Source organism: Sulfolobales archaeon (assembly GCA_038897115.1).
GTDB lineage: Archaea > Thermoproteota > Thermoprotei_A > Sulfolobales > AG1 > AG1.
This window is the reverse complement of sequence record JAWAXC010000056.1, coordinates 1-15,284: the sequence shown is the minus strand read 5'-3', so window position 1 is coordinate 15,284 and position 15,284 is coordinate 1. Positions and strand designations below refer to the sequence as shown.

General features: G+C 44.8%; 17 protein-coding genes. 10 read left to right on the top strand and 7 right to left on the bottom strand.

Going from position 1 to position 15,284, the window contains the following annotated elements; genetic code table 11:
* Positions 1 to 1,158: metallopeptidase TldD-related protein (locus QXE01_08045; GenBank protein ID MEM4971185.1), on the top strand; the 1,158-nt coding region annotated here is incomplete at its 5' end.
* A 46-nt stretch (positions 1,159 to 1,204) separates the two neighbouring features.
* Here QXE01_08045 and QXE01_08040 read toward each other — a convergent pair.
* The 3 genes from QXE01_08040 to QXE01_08030 all read right to left on the bottom strand — a co-directional run bounded on the left by QXE01_08040 (position 1,205) and on the right by QXE01_08030 (position 3,847).
* On the bottom strand, positions 1,205 to 2,212 hold the full coding sequence (locus tag QXE01_08040) for an AIR synthase family protein (GenBank protein MEM4971184.1): 1,008 nt from the start codon (positions 2,210 to 2,212) through the stop codon (positions 1,205 to 1,207).
* A gap of 759 nt (positions 2,213 to 2,971) precedes the next feature.
* The gene (locus QXE01_08035; protein ID MEM4971183.1) at positions 2,972 to 3,118 is read right to left on the bottom strand and encodes a hypothetical protein; all 147 of its coding nucleotides are present in this window, start codon (positions 3,116 to 3,118) and stop codon (positions 2,972 to 2,974) included.
* Between the two features lie 189 nt (positions 3,119 to 3,307).
* Positions 3,308 to 3,847, bottom strand: a complete 540-nt coding sequence (locus QXE01_08030) for a hypothetical protein (protein ID MEM4971182.1) — start codon at positions 3,845 to 3,847, stop codon at positions 3,308 to 3,310.
* A gap of 419 nt (positions 3,848 to 4,266) precedes the next feature.
* Here QXE01_08030 and QXE01_08025 point away from each other — a divergent pair, with 419 nt between their 5' ends.
* The 6 genes from QXE01_08025 to QXE01_08000 all read left to right on the top strand — a co-directional run bounded on the left by QXE01_08025 (position 4,267) and on the right by QXE01_08000 (position 7,926).
* The gene (locus QXE01_08025; GenBank protein ID MEM4971181.1) at positions 4,267 to 5,841 is read left to right on the top strand and encodes a hypothetical protein; all 1,575 of its coding nucleotides are present in this window, start codon (positions 4,267 to 4,269) and stop codon (positions 5,839 to 5,841) included.
* A gap of 91 nt (positions 5,842 to 5,932) precedes the next feature.
* Entirely contained in the window at positions 5,933 to 6,139 is a 207-nt protein-coding gene (locus tag QXE01_08020; GenBank protein MEM4971180.1) for a hypothetical protein, read from the top strand.
* 178 nt (positions 6,140 to 6,317) lie between these two features.
* Complete coding sequence (locus tag QXE01_08015) at positions 6,318 to 6,557, top strand: DUF433 domain-containing protein (GenBank protein ID MEM4971179.1); 240 nt, start codon at positions 6,318 to 6,320, stop codon at positions 6,555 to 6,557.
* The gene (locus QXE01_08010; protein MEM4971178.1) at positions 6,538 to 6,897 is read left to right on the top strand and encodes a DUF5615 family PIN-like protein; all 360 of its coding nucleotides are present in this window, start codon (positions 6,538 to 6,540) and stop codon (positions 6,895 to 6,897) included. The genes QXE01_08015 and QXE01_08010 overlap by 20 nt, the downstream gene beginning before the upstream one ends.
* A 515-nt stretch (positions 6,898 to 7,412) precedes the next feature.
* A complete protein-coding gene (locus QXE01_08005) occupies positions 7,413 to 7,556 on the top strand; it encodes a pyrimidine dimer DNA glycosylase/endonuclease V (protein ID MEM4971177.1) in 144 nt (47 codons plus the stop codon).
* Positions 7,557 to 7,599: 43 nt separating this feature from the next.
* Positions 7,600 to 7,926, top strand: coding sequence for a hypothetical protein (locus tag QXE01_08000; protein ID MEM4971176.1), 327 nt, complete (start codon positions 7,600 to 7,602; stop codon positions 7,924 to 7,926).
* Positions 7,927 to 8,075: 149 nt separating this feature from the next.
* Here the strand turns inward: QXE01_08000 and QXE01_07995 are convergent, their stop codons facing one another.
* Genes QXE01_07995 through QXE01_07985 form a run of 3 tightly spaced genes read right to left on the bottom strand, consistent with a single transcriptional unit; the run spans position 8,076 to position 9,809 of the window.
* Positions 8,076 to 8,402: a winged helix-turn-helix domain-containing protein gene (locus QXE01_07995; GenBank protein ID MEM4971175.1), complete on the bottom strand. Its 327-nt coding sequence runs from the start codon at positions 8,400 to 8,402 to the stop codon at positions 8,076 to 8,078.
* Complete coding sequence (locus QXE01_07990) at positions 8,395 to 9,024, bottom strand: hypothetical protein (protein MEM4971174.1); 630 nt, start codon at positions 9,022 to 9,024, stop codon at positions 8,395 to 8,397. The genes QXE01_07995 and QXE01_07990 overlap by 8 nt, the downstream gene beginning before the upstream one ends.
* Entirely contained in the window at positions 9,021 to 9,809 is a 789-nt protein-coding gene (locus QXE01_07985; protein ID MEM4971173.1) for an ATP-binding cassette domain-containing protein, read from the bottom strand. The genes QXE01_07990 and QXE01_07985 overlap by 4 nt, the downstream gene beginning before the upstream one ends.
* 192 nt (positions 9,810 to 10,001) lie before the next feature.
* Between QXE01_07985 and QXE01_07980 the strand changes: the two genes are divergently transcribed.
* Entirely contained in the window at positions 10,002 to 10,775 is a 774-nt protein-coding gene (locus QXE01_07980) for a hypothetical protein (protein ID MEM4971172.1), read from the top strand.
* A gap of 562 nt (positions 10,776 to 11,337) precedes the next feature.
* On the top strand, positions 11,338 to 12,528 hold the full coding sequence (locus tag QXE01_07975) for an ATP-binding protein (protein ID MEM4971171.1): 1,191 nt from the start codon (positions 11,338 to 11,340) through the stop codon (positions 12,526 to 12,528).
* A gap of 571 nt (positions 12,529 to 13,099) precedes the next feature.
* Here QXE01_07975 and QXE01_07970 read toward each other — a convergent pair.
* Positions 13,100 to 14,806 (bottom strand): Rieske (2Fe-2S) protein, encoded by a 1,707-nt coding sequence (locus QXE01_07970; GenBank protein ID MEM4971170.1) that lies wholly within the window; start codon positions 14,804 to 14,806, stop codon positions 13,100 to 13,102.
* A gap of 147 nt (positions 14,807 to 14,953) precedes the next feature.
* Here QXE01_07970 and QXE01_07965 point away from each other — a divergent pair, with 147 nt between their 5' ends.
* Positions 14,954 to 15,094 (top strand): hypothetical protein, encoded by a 141-nt coding sequence (locus QXE01_07965; protein ID MEM4971169.1) that lies wholly within the window; start codon positions 14,954 to 14,956, stop codon positions 15,092 to 15,094.
* Positions 15,095 to 15,284 lie beyond the last annotated feature (190 nt).

The following is a 15,284-nucleotide window of genomic DNA, read 5'->3' as shown; positions in this document are numbered from 1 at the left end:
GCTGTGGTGGGCACCCAGGATCTAAGCCCTAGGGGGGTTGAGGAGGCTCTGGAGAACGCGATCTCGATAGCGAGATCCATTCCAGAGGATCCCAATTGGAGGGGCTTCAACGAAAAGCTAGGATCTTCCTCACAAGCTGGGTATATGGATAAGGAGGTTAAGAGCATAGAGGCAGAGGGATTGGCTGAGATAGCCTCAGAAGCCATAGCAGGTGTTCTAGAAGTCCCAGGGGGTGTTAAGCCTGTTAGGGGTTGGGCCTCTGCAAGCTATGTATATATAGAGGTTATGAACACATATGGAGGCCCCATATCTAGGGAGGAGACTGCCGCATGGATATATATCCATGCAAAGGCTAGGGAGGCTGGGGAGGAGGGATCATATGGAGACTATAGAACCTCGAGATCTATAAGGGATCTCGGGGCAAGGGAGCTTGGGAGAAGTGTTGGTTCCATCGCATCTACATTCACAAGATCTCAGCATACTAGGAACGGCGTCTACGACCTCATCCTAGCCCCAGGAGTCTTCGGATCCTTTATAAATACAATGCTATCACCAGCAATCTCAGCCCTCTCCGTGCAGAGAGGCAGATCGCCTCTAGCTAGAAAGCTAGGAAAAGCAATAGCTTCTGAGGGTCTCTCAATCTATGACGAGGGTTTAGAGCCAAGCCTCCTAGGATCTAGAAGCTTCGATGACGAGGGGCATCCAACTACGAGGACGGCTATAGTTGAGAAGGGGGTTCTAAAGAGCTATCTATATGATAGCTATACAGCTAAGGCTGAGAATAGAGGTTCTACGGGGAATGCTTGGAGAATATATTCATCCCCACCCTCTCCAGGGCCTAACCACCTAGTAATAGCTCCGGGGGATTCGAGTCTAGATGAGATGATAAGTAGCACGAAGAGCGGGTTATATGTGCTCACAACCATAGGTGAGTGGCTCTCAAACCCCGTTAACGGGAATCTAAATGCTACAATAACAAATGCCTATCTAATTGAGAACGGAGAGATCAGAGGGGCTGTGAACGGGGGTGTTATCTCTGCAAACTTCTACGAGGTTCTTGAAAAGGGTCTCACCCTCATTGGCAAGGAGGTTGAGCATAGATATAGGGTTTCCTCACCATCCGTGCTTATAAGGAATGTGAGGGTTGCTGGTGAATAGCATTCTAAATCTATTTATCCTTGGAGAGGCCTTCATCATATGACTATTATAGCTTACCCAGTATCTCGGGGACTCTGTAGATCTCGTCTATAACCTGCCTTGGGATAGGCTCTCTATATCCACCTTTCCTAACTATATAGGCTCCATACCCCCTCCCCAATACCCTGCCTATGATGCTTGCCTCAATACCTCTCTGCCTCAGGGTTTTAACTGCCTCCTCAGCCATGTCCCGGGGTACTGTGGAGATCAGCGTTCCACTGCTTATCAGCTTTAGAGGGTCTATGCCTATGGCACTAGCTATTATCCTTGTTTCCTCTACAACTGGTATAGACTCCTCCCAGAGCTCGATCACATTCCCAGAGGCGTATGCGATCTCCGCAGCACCCCCTAGAACACCTCCTTCCGTGGGGTCATGCATAGATGTCACAAGATCCCTCTCCGCTAGTGTAATTGCCTCTTCAACAACGCTTATCATCTCTATAAACCTCGATGCCCTCTCAAGCACCGAGGGGTCGACTCCCCTCTTTAACAGGGTATCTCTATAATCCTGGGCCAGTATAGCTGTCCCCTCAAGCCCGGCTGACTTCGTCATGATCACAGAGTCTCCCTCCCTAGCGCCAGATGTTGCTATGGGTTTTCTAACTATCTCTCCCACAACTGTTGCAACAACCACAGGCTTTGTAAACCCAGCTACAACCTCTGTATGTCCCCCGATAACTGCTATGCCGAGCTTCTTGGAAGCCCTATCTATATCAGCTGTTATAGAGTCTAGGAGATCTTCTGAGGCCCTCTCAGGCAAAAGGATTACGAGGGAGGCCCATCTAGGCCTAGCACCCCTCACAGCTACATCGTTAGATGCAACGTTAATAGCTAGCCAGCCTATATTTCTCTCAGCAGCTGTTATAGGATCGCTATGTATAGCTAGAAACCCATCTCCCACCTTAACGATAGCAGCGTCCTCACCATAGCCAGGCCCCACAAGGACGCTGGGGTCTTGAACACCTGTTCTCCTCAAAACATATTTCTCAAGAAGATCCACAGATATCTTACCCACACCAAGCAAATCGAAACCCCTAGAGATTCTTTTAATCCTATATCAGATCAGTTTTTCTCTCTAGTATCATTTTTCTTATTCTGCTTATAAGTGAAGATCTGGTTTTTCGATCTATGGTTCCTCTGATCTCCTCTTTCAGATCTATAACGAATACCTAACCCTTATTTTGACATTCGGAACATCTCTAAACATGGTTCCAATATTTATAGCTATTAGAGATGCTGGTGTTTCCCTACTCACAGAAATAAAAATATTTAGAAATAATTAGAAGTAATGTGAGTGGGGTTAGCCCTCAGTGTGGGATCAATAGCTTCACCCACACCCCATGGGGCTCTGTTAAGCCCAACACTATGGGGTTCTCATCTGGTGTGTTGTCTGCTACCCCTCAATGTATCGTGGGATTTAACGGAGAAATCGCTACAAAACTTTATAATCAAGATAATAAAAACCCAGAACATGTCATGAGGCTCTACATCTAACTCTGTACCTGTTATTATAAGGGCTTTGGAGCTCATTATAGCCCTCATATTGTTCTTGTAGGTCTCCTCTAGCTTTACAATTGAAAGCCTATTCTCTAGGGCGGGGATGGTGTTTATAAGCTATATGTCTTCTAGTGTTGCTCATGTAATCCTAGGCATACTGAATGAAAGGGTCTACCTCCCCTAGGAGGAGGTTTGCTGAGGTTAGAAGCTTTAAGGATGATCTCTAGAAGCTGATTAGGGCTAAGCCTTTTTCGAGGGTAAGTCTATCTCAGCGTTTTTAGAAGGCGATCCAGCTGTGGATCAGGAGTAGGAGGGATCCTGAGACAGTCAGGACATGGTCGACCTCCTCCCCTTTCAATTCTATAGAAGATCTTTTTGCTGGGGTCTCTGGCCCATTACCCCTATCCCTCTCTTCAAGGGACACGGGGTTACGGTTTTTATCACTGTCTCGGGAGCATAGGTTAGCTAGAGGATAGCCACCTGAGACTTACATGTAGTAACCATTATCATCGAGAATAAAACAATTGAAATAACATATAAAGCCATCACAGAAGATGAGAAGCCTTCTCTGAAGGGTGAGGCTTTCAGCTATGGTAGATCATAAGCTGTCTCCTCAGCCCTTCTTCCCACCATATAGCCTCTCCATATACTCCTTCATCATCTTAATAATATCTGTCTTTATCGATGACACTTCGTTATATACGAGCTCCACCCTCCTCTCGAGGGATTCAAATCTTTTTTCAAATGATTCGAGCCTCTTATCAACATATCCCTTTAGGTCTTCAATCCTCTTCTCAAGTGATTCAAACCTCTTATCGACAGCCTCGAATCTCTTATCAACATATTCCTTTAGATCGTTGATCCTCTTGTCAACATATTCTTTGAGATCATCGAATCTCTTATCAAGTGATTCAAACTTCTTGTCAACATATTCTTTGAGATCATCGATCCTTCTATCGATTGCTTCGAATTTCTTATCGGTATATTCCTTTAGATCGTTGAACCTCTTCTCGTTAGATCTCATGATTATGTCTAGATATAGTATCACTATCTCTTGCTCGGATAGCTTCTTGCCCTGGGCAACCTTCTTGGCAATTCTATTCACAGCCTCATCAAGAACCCTTGAAAGCATAGCCTCAGCAACAACACTCAACAATACTACCAAAATAGATTAACAAGGAGAATTAATATTTATAACAGAAAGCCCCACCCTAGAGGAGGGGTTGGAATCTTTTTGATGTTTTGAGGATAAGCTTATATAGGTTGGTGGGCAATAATATTTAGAGTCTGCCTGGGTGATGGGAGCTCTGCTTCAAGCCCAGGCGGGCCAACCCTAGATCCTAGATGGGAGCCGCGTGCCGTTCGGCTCGACAGCCACCCATGAGCCCATGGGATGAGCTAGGAGAGCCCTCTGGGCGAGGTAGAACCCCTAGATGAAACCATAAACTATAAAATGAATGGAATGAACATCTAGGGAGAAACGGTTGGAATTAGAGGTTCGAGCTTCATCAGGTTTGAATCTTTTGATATCAAGCCCTATTCCCATTGTTTAGATATATTGGAGGTGATGGTATGAAAAACATCTTTTGGAGGATATTGTTGGGTGTTACATCTATCAAGACCCCATTTGGAGCTCTAATACTTAGTATTTTAGTAATCTCTATATTTGCTAGCTATAGCCTTGGTTTTGGTACCTCATATTCTTCTGGGGATCAATACTATTCTAACTGGGTTCTGGGGGTGAGGGTTTCTAGCTATTCACAGCAGGGCGAGCCTGAGTTCATAGTATTTGTTAAGGATCGGGGTGGGAGGCCTCTGAAGGTGATCTATAGCGTATATGCCTGGATGCCCGACGGAGGCTTCGAACACCTCGGCTTCTACGGAGGTCTCGGCATTGTTAAGGTTAATTACAGCGTTGTTAGAGCCTTCTCAAAGGTGTGGAGGGATCACCTTGTTAGCAGGGGTAATAATCCCGGCATGGTTCTCCCAGGAATACTCCTTGTCGGGGCTATTCACGAGGCCTCCGGCATATATGAGAGCTTTAGAGGCGTTCCTATAAGGGTTGTGGATATACTTGCCAACAAGAGTGTTGCGGTGGAGGTGATCGAAGATCTCGAGGGGAGAAAGCCTTTGATAGGATATAATGGCACTAACAGCTCGAGATCCTCCCCACCAACTTCTCAAAATATAAAGGCTCAGAGTTCATGGCCTCCTGAGAGTATATTCGAGGGGTGCGATCTAGAGTGCTACTACTGGATCTTGAAGGAGGTATATGGATACACAACAAATATGATGCCAATAGTGGTTACCCATGTATATGGCCCAGGAGCGTATAAGACTAATGATATATTGCAGAGACTCTACTTTAAATCCACATCCACAGTATCGATTGATATAATGATAACTGCCAGCGTTGGGAGGCAAGGTGTGGGGGTTATAAGATATAAAGTCGTCGGGTCCTCGATATCGCTTACAGGTGATAACATATGGCTAGATACATATTATAGCTTTATAAATGGGTTGGACTTCACACCACCAGCAATTGTTGGCATAGGCTTTAAGGCTGAGTTCACAGCCGCTAGATATAAGCTCTATAAGGGTTCTTGCGACTGGAGCCAGTGCTATCCTATATATGAGACTGATGTCGAATCTAACATGACCTTTGCAAGACCAATAATAACCAACAACATGATGGAGCCCATGAGAGATGTCGATCCTAATCCATATGATTCCCAGGGGGTTTTAGAAATAGCTTATAGACACTATAGAGATTATTGGTTCTCCAGTAATACCATCATCGATTCAAAGCCTGTATTAGTAGATATATTCAGGGTTGAGAGTGAGCTCGGAACCCTACCAATGTTTGTCCTCTCAGGAGGCGTTCTAGGGATCCTATGCTATAGCCTAGGCTATAGCGCTGCCATATGCTCAGCGATCTCCACAATAGCATCAATAATAGGGGCCTCTATAGGAGCGACAAAGTCAGACAGACTCTATATGTATTCGCAAGCATATGTTTCACTAAAGGCTGAATATGTTGGTAATGGCTATATATATGCTAGATACCTATACTCGCCGGATGCATTCGAATATCAGGGAGGGCAATATAGAATAGGATCCCTATATATAGATGCATATATAAGCTGAGCTCGGGACATGGACAAAAATACCCCGCTTCTGTGGATAGCTACGCCAATAGCCTGGCTGGGGAAATCCCGAGACCCTGGTAGCCATCTGGATGCAGGGCCTCAGAAGATGGATCGAGTTCGAGATCTCGAGGCTGGAGAACCCCTTGGAGAGGGTTCTGAGGAGCTATAGGGGCGATGGAGGTGAGAGGCTTTTGGGCTATGTTGAGGAGCTCCTGAGCTTCGCAGACTCCCCCGAGGGAGCTCTCAGAAGTCCTGAGAGATGCTGGAATGCTCGCCGAGCTATGATCTATACTTGATCCTTATGATCGAAACCTCCCTATCATTGCTAGCAATCATGCCCAGCACTACCCTAGCAATTCTATGGCTCAGTCCTGGGTATTCCTTGTTGAGACCTACTGCTTATAAGCTTGGTAATCAACAATCTAATAGGCTACAGACCAGCCTTTTCAAAGGATAGGGTGGAGATTGAGAGGTATGGTTGTTTTGCAGGGTTATAGGTGGCTCGAGGTTGTCCCGGATAGGCGTGGTGGTAGGCCTACTATTAGGGGGACTCGTGTAACTGTGGATGATGTTCTAGACATGCTTGCTGCCGGGTGGAAGCCTGAGGAGGTATCGGAGGAGCTTGAGATCCCATTGGAGGCTGTTTATGAGGCCCTCCGCTATGCCTCTGAAGCTGTGAAGAGAGTTGTCGTTATTGCTAACCCTCCTAGCTGATGAGAACATACCTAAAAAGCTTGCACTCCTCCTACGCGGGCGCGGAGTCGATATCATTCGCCTTCAAGACATCGGAGCCCGCGGGCTAGGTGATAGGGAGCTGGTTGAGATATCCAATAGGCTTGGCAGGGCTATTTTAACCAGAGACCATGATTTCACCATACCCTATTTCCTAAGCCTTGTGAAAAATGGAGTGATCTATATTTCCTATCAGCCCTCGAAGACAGAGATCATAGAGCTTGTAGATCGAATAGCCGCTTTAGCCAAAGACTACAACCCGAAACCCGGCCTACTTATAATAATAAGACGAGAATATATAGAAATTTCACCCCCACCATAAAGGGCGGAGCTTTCAGTTGTAGAGATCATCTTATGACCTCAGATCAAAACAGCTGAAGAAGCACTCAGGAATATGTGGAAATTTAAAAGCTAAAAGCTTATAAGCATGGTAATTAATAATGCTACAGACCAGCCTTTTCAAAGGATAGGGTGGAGATTAAAAGAATATATCTGGATAGTGGCGTGGCTTCCTTATTTGTTATCAACCATGGTATGGTATAACGCTGTAGCCATCGATCCCCTTTCCAGCGACCCCTGCATATCTGTTATCTAAGATAGGCTGTAGAGAGTATCTACTGGCTATTCCCATATATAGACAAGGCTATGGACTTCCTGGCCTTTCTTGGTATAGGCTATAGGCGGGATATATTGCTTAACTGGGATATAGCGGGCATATATCTGTATATCCTTCAGCTCTGTTCCATATAGCCCTATCTATAGCCGCGTCATATATGCTTCGTTAAAATATCTCTCACTAGCTTTATTGCCAATAGCGCATGTTGATCGGGGTTCTGTATGAGACTCTGGAGTATAGATCCTGAATATATAGACCCTATAGGGCTAGTGGCACTGTGGAGGGAATCGATACTAGCGATCAAAGTTATAAAAGGCCATACTAAGGGATACAGGAATCATCCCAGTTATATAGATTCAGAGTAAGTAGAGATCCCATAAGGGCTATAAACACCTATATCCACTACATATGGCTAGAGGGTATACGAAAGGCTATAGATTTGACAACGACAAGTTTGATGCTGCACTAGTAGATCCGTCTATAAGGATATCTATAAGCGATTCTCAAGTGAGATATGAGGCTCTCCACCTACTCAAGAAAATATATATCAGATCCAGAAGATGGTTAGATAGAATAGCTAGTAACAGCTGTTTCAAGCCCCACCCAATATTCCAAGTGGTTCCAGGCGATATAGAGCCCTGGGAAAAGCTTCCCGGAGAATTCGATAAGAGAGAGCTCGAAATAGCTGTTATAGGCCCCTATGAAATAAGGACAAGGATATGCAACTATGATTAATTCAGAGCCTTTACTGATCGATACTAGCTTTTGAGTCCCTCACCTTTTAAAGTAGCAAGAGAGCTCTGAACCACACCCTTGGAATAGATATAGATTAAAGGAGTAGATCTGCCAGCTTAGAAAACCCGAGACGAACATCTAGTAGGAGCCTACCTACTCTCGGCCACTCCACCAGTCCTAAGCCTAGAGACCAGCTCTAATAATCTCTCAACCAGATACTCCCCCTTACTGGTTATCTCAATTACCTTCCTCGGCCCCTTAAATGTTATAGCATATCTAACCATGACCAGTCCTTCATCCTCGAGAATCTGTAGGCTCTGATATACAGAACTCTTAGGCTGCCCAGTATATCTAACTATATCTGAAAAGATAGCCTTTTTAAGCACATATAGCGCTATCAATATACTTAATCTCGATGAGTTTTGGAGAGCCCTAGTACCAAGTATTTCTATTAGCTCCAAGAGATCTTCATTCATTTTCTATGACCTCTAATAGGGACATTATGCTAGCGTAGAACCACGCTATTACAAATACATAGTATAGTATAAACATAAGCGGTGCAAAAACCAGCGAGACCAGCGTTACCATTGCTATTATGTCGTAGTGCTTAGGCTCAATGATCCTCGGGCTTGAATAGAGAATCCTATAGTGTCTCACAATGATTGGGGCAACATATATTGACATTGCTATGTAGTATAGCTGCTGTTCCCCAGATACTATAGAAACATAGATAAATAGGGAAGCTAGGATCGCGAGGACAAAGTAAAAGATCCTTGATGATCTCCTAGACGCTCTGGTATCATGGATTCTGAAGGTCTTTAAAACCCTGGTCATTCTATTTATCATATTCCCAGTAAAGATCTTGAACATTGTTATGTAGATAAAAGCGATCAGAATAGCCAGGCTAGGTGTAAGAGTTATGATTGGATCTCGGATCCCTAACATATAGAATACAGAATAGATCATAGATGTTATCAGCATATAAAATCCCCATAGAGCATAGTATATGCCTAGTGCTTTTCTAAAGCTGTTAATAAGGATCTTCTCTGCTGTCTCTCCGATCACCTGTAGCATCGTCTCTAGATCAGATGCTCTCACAGCGATACACCGTATAGCTTATTAACGCTTCCAACCATATATAGCTTTGTATCGCAACTATCTCCAGATCTTATGAGGGACACTGCGTAGCCTCCCTCACTTATCACAAGAACAGCATCGCTTCTAGCACCTTCAACCACACATAGCTCGGCTAGATCTCTAACTTCTATAGGCCCGTGGAGTTTTCCAGCTATTAGGAAATAGACCTTAAAATCTTGGAATGATTTTTCCCTCAACATGGACAGCTCGTGTGTGACTAGGATCCCTTCGGAGGCATATTCCGCGAACCATCGGGCGATAATTCCTCTTCTCGCCATATCTATGTTTTCGAAGGGCTCGTCAATAACATATATCTTTGGATGCGATGCCAGGGCTAGGACGTTTCTCACCATGAGATTTTCCCCTGCTGAAAGTCTAGATAGTGGTTTATCGAGCACTCGATCCCTTATCCCAAGTCTATCCAGCATATCGAGGGCTAGATCCCTATCCACTCCTTTGATCCTGCTGTATAGCTGTAGGAGATCCCTGACAAGGTATCCTAAACCATATACCTCGGCTATGTTAGTTGATAACCCTATATAGCCCCTTATCCTCCTCACTTCTACCCCATCGATAAATACTTTTCCAGAGTATGGAATAAGCGATAGAATCGACTTTATAAGGGTTGTCTTTCCGGAACCGTTGGGTCCGAGCACAACAACCTTTTCATTATCGATTTTCAATTTTACACCTCTAAGGATCTCTCTTCTCCCATATCTAACATTTAGATCTATTATCTCAAGCATAGATTCTCCTCTGGCATATCCTAATCCTCTAGGCTTAAAAGGCGATTTAGAAGTTCATAGTATGAACCTAGATATCTCCATATATAGGGCGGCGATGGAGAATAGTTGGTGATCTAGATAGACCTCGCGATCTATGTTGCTAGGAGAATCATAAGCAGCAAGCCCCTCATATTCTGGGGGATCGTATTTATAGTGATATGGATAGCCTTCGGCGCTTATCTCCAGGCACCATCGATAGCTAGGCAGGTGGGTAGGGAGACGATAGAGAAGTACTACTCCCTATACGTCTCATCATGGTTTATGTATGCCATCATAGTGTCGCTAGCATCTTCATGTGTAACACTTGTCTCATCTATATACTATCATGTTTCAAGCATACCATATCTAATAAGGTTTGGGAATCTGAGCTTATGGCGATATATATTATCCCTCTATGCTGGGGCCATAATCTTATCCCTAATCTTAGGTGGGATAATGGTACTCCTAACCTCTCTACTATTCTCATATAATGGTCTAGGGTTAGAGGTGCACCCACAACTAGCTTCCATAGCAGCCCTGCCAGGGGCTATATCAGTTGTAGGTCTCTTCATAGCATCTCTATCGCTCTTCTTATCATTGTTATCAACAAAGATATTGAGGCTATCTAGCACGAGGATGATCTCCTTCGTACCTCTTGTAATAGCTATGTTTAGCTATTTCGTGTACCTACTACTAGAGTATAGAGATCCACTAGTAATATATGTCAACCCGTTTGCCTCATCAATGTTACTAGCAGGAGAGGCATATTATGGCTCCGAGCTACCTGTATCCTACATGGCATTCTTTTCTTCGTCAGAGATCGAAAAGGCACATCCTATCTATCTAATATCTTCTACACTCATATGGAGTATAGCCCTAACTATAGCGAACATGCTATTAATTAGAAAGCTATATATAGTAAAAATAGAAGAAGAAAGAGTACTTTGACCCTCCCACATGGCAACCCTTGCCCTTCAGGATGGGGAAGAGATCAGCATCAAACATGCCAAGGAAGTTAATGGCAGCTGGGATTAAAAGCATATATTGGGTATCCATAGCATCTGAAAAAAACTATAGTCAAGCCAGGATCTGTAGAGACTCCTTTTGCCTAGCATCTTAGTTTCTCATCTGTAGCTTATCCTCTTTATAGGCTGTTCCAGGATAGCTTTTTGTAGATCGGTTTGTCTATGTTGTTTGTCTCATTGCCTCTTTAAACTGTTTTGTTTTTCATGGTGTTTTTTGTTGTAAGGGGCGGAAGATGCAGTTCGACGAGCCGACCTTCCCTTCTATAGTAGAATTGCGTAACATATGTTACAAAGGTGATAGACGTTGGAGAAATGCTCCTTCCCTTCTATAGTAGAATTGCGGATCTATTAATTCTAATATTCTGATGCTTATCCGGCTTATAAGAGTTTTCCGCTATTTTTGATCTGGTTTTTGATGACCACCTCCTCAAGGGAGCTAATATGATTCTATATATCTATTTTGATATTTATATCTTGGTGGGTGTGTGGAGGTAGAGGAGAGGATCCGGAGAGATAATAGGGATATGGCTGATGAGATCGTTTATAGGATGCATAGCTATAAGACCGATCTTGGCAGGTTTGTGGATCGTGAGGGAGAGGCTAAGGAGATCCTCGAACGGGGGTGGGATAGGGTTGTTGAGGGTGGGTGGATCACTGTTCTCTATGGGCCCAAGGGCTGTGGTAAGAGCACTTTCTTCATGGTTCTCTCAGAAGCTGCTGACCAAGCTGGTGCTGGGCTCGATGTCATGGTTGTTAAGAGACCTGAAGATGCTGTTCAGGGGTCTGTGCTCCATCTACCCAAGAGCCTTAAGGATCTGGCTGGGAGCATTGCTAGGTATATAAGGGACTCCCAGATCTCCCCAGATCAGGTGACGATAGTTTCTACATCAACAATCTTCAACATCACCTTCACTCTAGCCAGCTATGTAGCAAGCAGGCTTAGGAGGGGTAGAAAGGTGTTGATAGTTCTGGACGAAGTGAGGGCAGATAGTCAGGAGCATCTAAGCATCTTCAGACAATGGCTCGAGAGCTTTGCAAATGACTTGGCAAAGTACAATAGGGATTACTCAAGGAAAGGAGGATCCATAGCTGTTATAGCACTAACGAGCGATGCACTCGTGAGGGAGATTAGGCATGTGGTTGGTGGCAAGGTTAATTGGGCCTTGATTTGGAATCTATCTAGGATCTCCTACGAGGAGCTCATATCACAGATGGGGCTTCACCATAGAGTTGCCAGGGAGCTCGGGATCGGCTATGAAGAGTCTAGAGAGCTTCTCTGGAGACTGGCTGGGGGCAATCCAAGGGCCCTGAGGATGATATGGAAAAGCGGGCTGAAGGTATGGCTTGAGGGAGAGGTTATAGGTGGGATCCGCAGCTTCGCCCAAGGCCTTCCTATAGAGGTGAGGGGTAAGGCTCTAGAGGAGATCTCGGCATCGCTAGATAGAGTAGATGGCATAGGCTGGATCGACCCCAGCATTTGGAAAGCAATGCTGAGGCACAACATAATCATATATATAGCAGCTGCAAACAAGATCTCTGAAATCCCCAGCGAACCATGGATAGGCAGGGAATATGCATTCCAGATCCCAGCATATTATTACGCTTTAAAGGCAACAGCTAGGAGGAGGAGCCTAGATATATCGCCGGAGGAAGTGATCAGAGAGGCTATGGGCTAACCCCCTCACGGAGAAGAAGCACCGTGAGAGGGGAACGCAGTGGAACCATATATGCCGGAAATAGAGTACGCTGAGATATATCATGCAGCAACACGTCTAAGATCAAGAGCGATATTAAAAACAAACGATAGGGACTTCAATATTATAAAAAGCCGCGCATAATCGAAGTGTGAAGCATAACAGACGCATTAAAAAACTCGGATAAAATAACAATAGCTAAACATATAAAGAAACTCAGTACACAGAGCTCCTCACTTACAGAATTAAAACCAATTAAAATTAATTAAAAATTCTGCAAGTGGGGAACGTAAACATTATCTAGATGAAGGGAGGTGTTCTTAGAGTAGGTAGGGGTCAGCCCTCTCTTGGAGGCTATCTTTTTTCATAATCACCGGTCTAGAGGTAATGGGCAGGGATTTCTCTCTTTTATCGGATCATTGTGAGTCATGTAGCCCTTGGAGATTAACCTCTAATCATGTAAAGAATCCGTAGATCTTATTAAAGCTATATCTACTTCCCTTAGAAAGCTTACATTATTTATAGAGTTTACCCGCCTCCTAGGTTTAAGAGGTCAGTCGCTGTGGAGGGATTGTCCCATGTGTAGCTTAAGCGCTATGTTTGCTACTTGGCTTGTTCTTCTATCTGTTGGTGCTTGGGATGCTATGTATCTGGCTATTGCGATGAGCACTATTTTTCTATGGGCATCGCTTCTAAGGTCTCTGTAGATGCTTATCCCTGCATCGAGCATCTGCATTGTGTGGAAATCGGCGTCCTCCCTAGCTACTGATCTGCATATAATTCTCAAGAGATCCTCTTCCTCATATCCATTTGCAATGTAGTCAGCCACTATATATGCCACATCATCGATCATATATCTCCTATTCAGAAGATCTACTAGGCTTTTGAGGAGCTTCTCCTTAGACTCGCCTGGAGAGCCATTGGGGATCTTGAATGGGGGTATGTTGAGGAATCTATCTAGGTATATTTTGAGGGCTCCGTGGTAGACGCCTCTAAACACCTCGTGGGAAGCAGCCCTTTTAACCACCTGGTAGATAGCGTTTGCATATGAGAATGTGTGGAGAACAGTTAGCCAGTCTCCTATCTCGTTTGAGCTGCTGAACATAGCAATCCTCTGAGCCCCTGCCAAGGCTACGCCGAGAGCCACATCCTTTGGATCGAAGCCCTTTTCAAGGAAACCAGTTATGCCCCTTACAATAGATCTTGGATCATTATCCATGACAAGGCTAGCCACATCCCCAGGATCTATTGGGTCTCCCCTAGCTCTGAATACCTCAGCTAGTCTACCAGACTCTTCATCCACGATCTCAACAAGATCTACTGGGTGTCTCCACTCATGGCTCTCCTCATATCTCCTCCCCTCAGCTAGGAGAGGTGCCAGGCTCCTCAGAACATTTGGATCGGGCTTACCAGCTATGTTTTCTAAATATTGAAAGGCCTTATTAGCAAAGTCAACCACATGCCCATCGCTTAGATAATGATCTGTTGCAACGCTGAAGAAAACCTCAGCAATATCTCGAATACCATAGCCGTGGGAGGCCATCGCAGCTAGGATCATCTCCACCCCGAACGAGTCTCTAACCTCGGCGAAATGCCTCAACCAGATCTTCAGCCTCGGCAGAGGAGTTGCCGGGCCTGCTAAAGTATCTAGCACGGGCCTTGGAGCTCTGTCAGAGGCCTCGCTAGACAATAGACTCAGCCCCCTCAAAAGCGCCATGATAAGGCTCTCACTATCTAGATAGCCCTGGATATTCCTCGTAGATACTATGAATGTGGGGCCCCCACCCCACGCTATATTCCTCTCCATAGCCCATCCTATCGAGGCCCTATAGATCTCATCCACATCGAGCCCAGAATATATCGCGGATACAAGGGCCTTGGCTATTAAGAGTTGAACCCCATGCTCAAGACCCTTCCTAAGCCTCCTAAAAATCCTAGCCCGATCCTCAACATCGAGGTCAGGGATCTCAACATAGACATCGCCATCAACAACCCTAACTCTATAGACCCTAGCATCGTCAGCCCACACATCGAAGGAGCACCCACTCTCAAGATCAAACCTAGCGTGGTGCCACTCACACGTTAGAATCCCATCCGCTATAGACCCTCTAGAGAGGGGGAAGCCCATGTGGGGGCATCTATTATCAAAAGCATATACCCTACCATCGTGATAGAATAGAACTATAGCTTTACCTCCATATGTATAGAGGAGCCTGCCCAGCCTCCTAACATCATCAAAACTACATACCCTTACCTCCAAGATAATCACCTAAATATTTACAGCTGGGTGAATATTTATAAGCTCTTTGTCCTTATTCTGTGGTCTTGGCAGGCTACCCTATAGCTTTTGCAATATAGTGGTGGTCTCTCCCATCTCTACGCATGTCAAGGCTTCGAGCGTGATATTTTGAAGAGGATGGTGGGGCTGAGGCTAGTGCCAAACGAAGAGGTCGAGGCTAGGCTGAGAGCTCTGTGTAGCCTCTCCTCTAAGCTCTGGAACAAGATCAGCTATACTAGGAGGAGGATGTTCTTCGAAACCAAAAAGTAGATCTTAAGCAAACGTATAAGGAGTTCTATGAGAGATATAAGAAGCTAATTGAATTTGCTACAACACAGCAGGTTCCGAATAAAGACGATGAGGCTTGGAGATCATTCTTATCATCTCTTACTGATAAAGGCCCCAAGATAAACTTCGAGATTGTTCATATATGGAGCTATGGATATCTATTGAGAAGGCT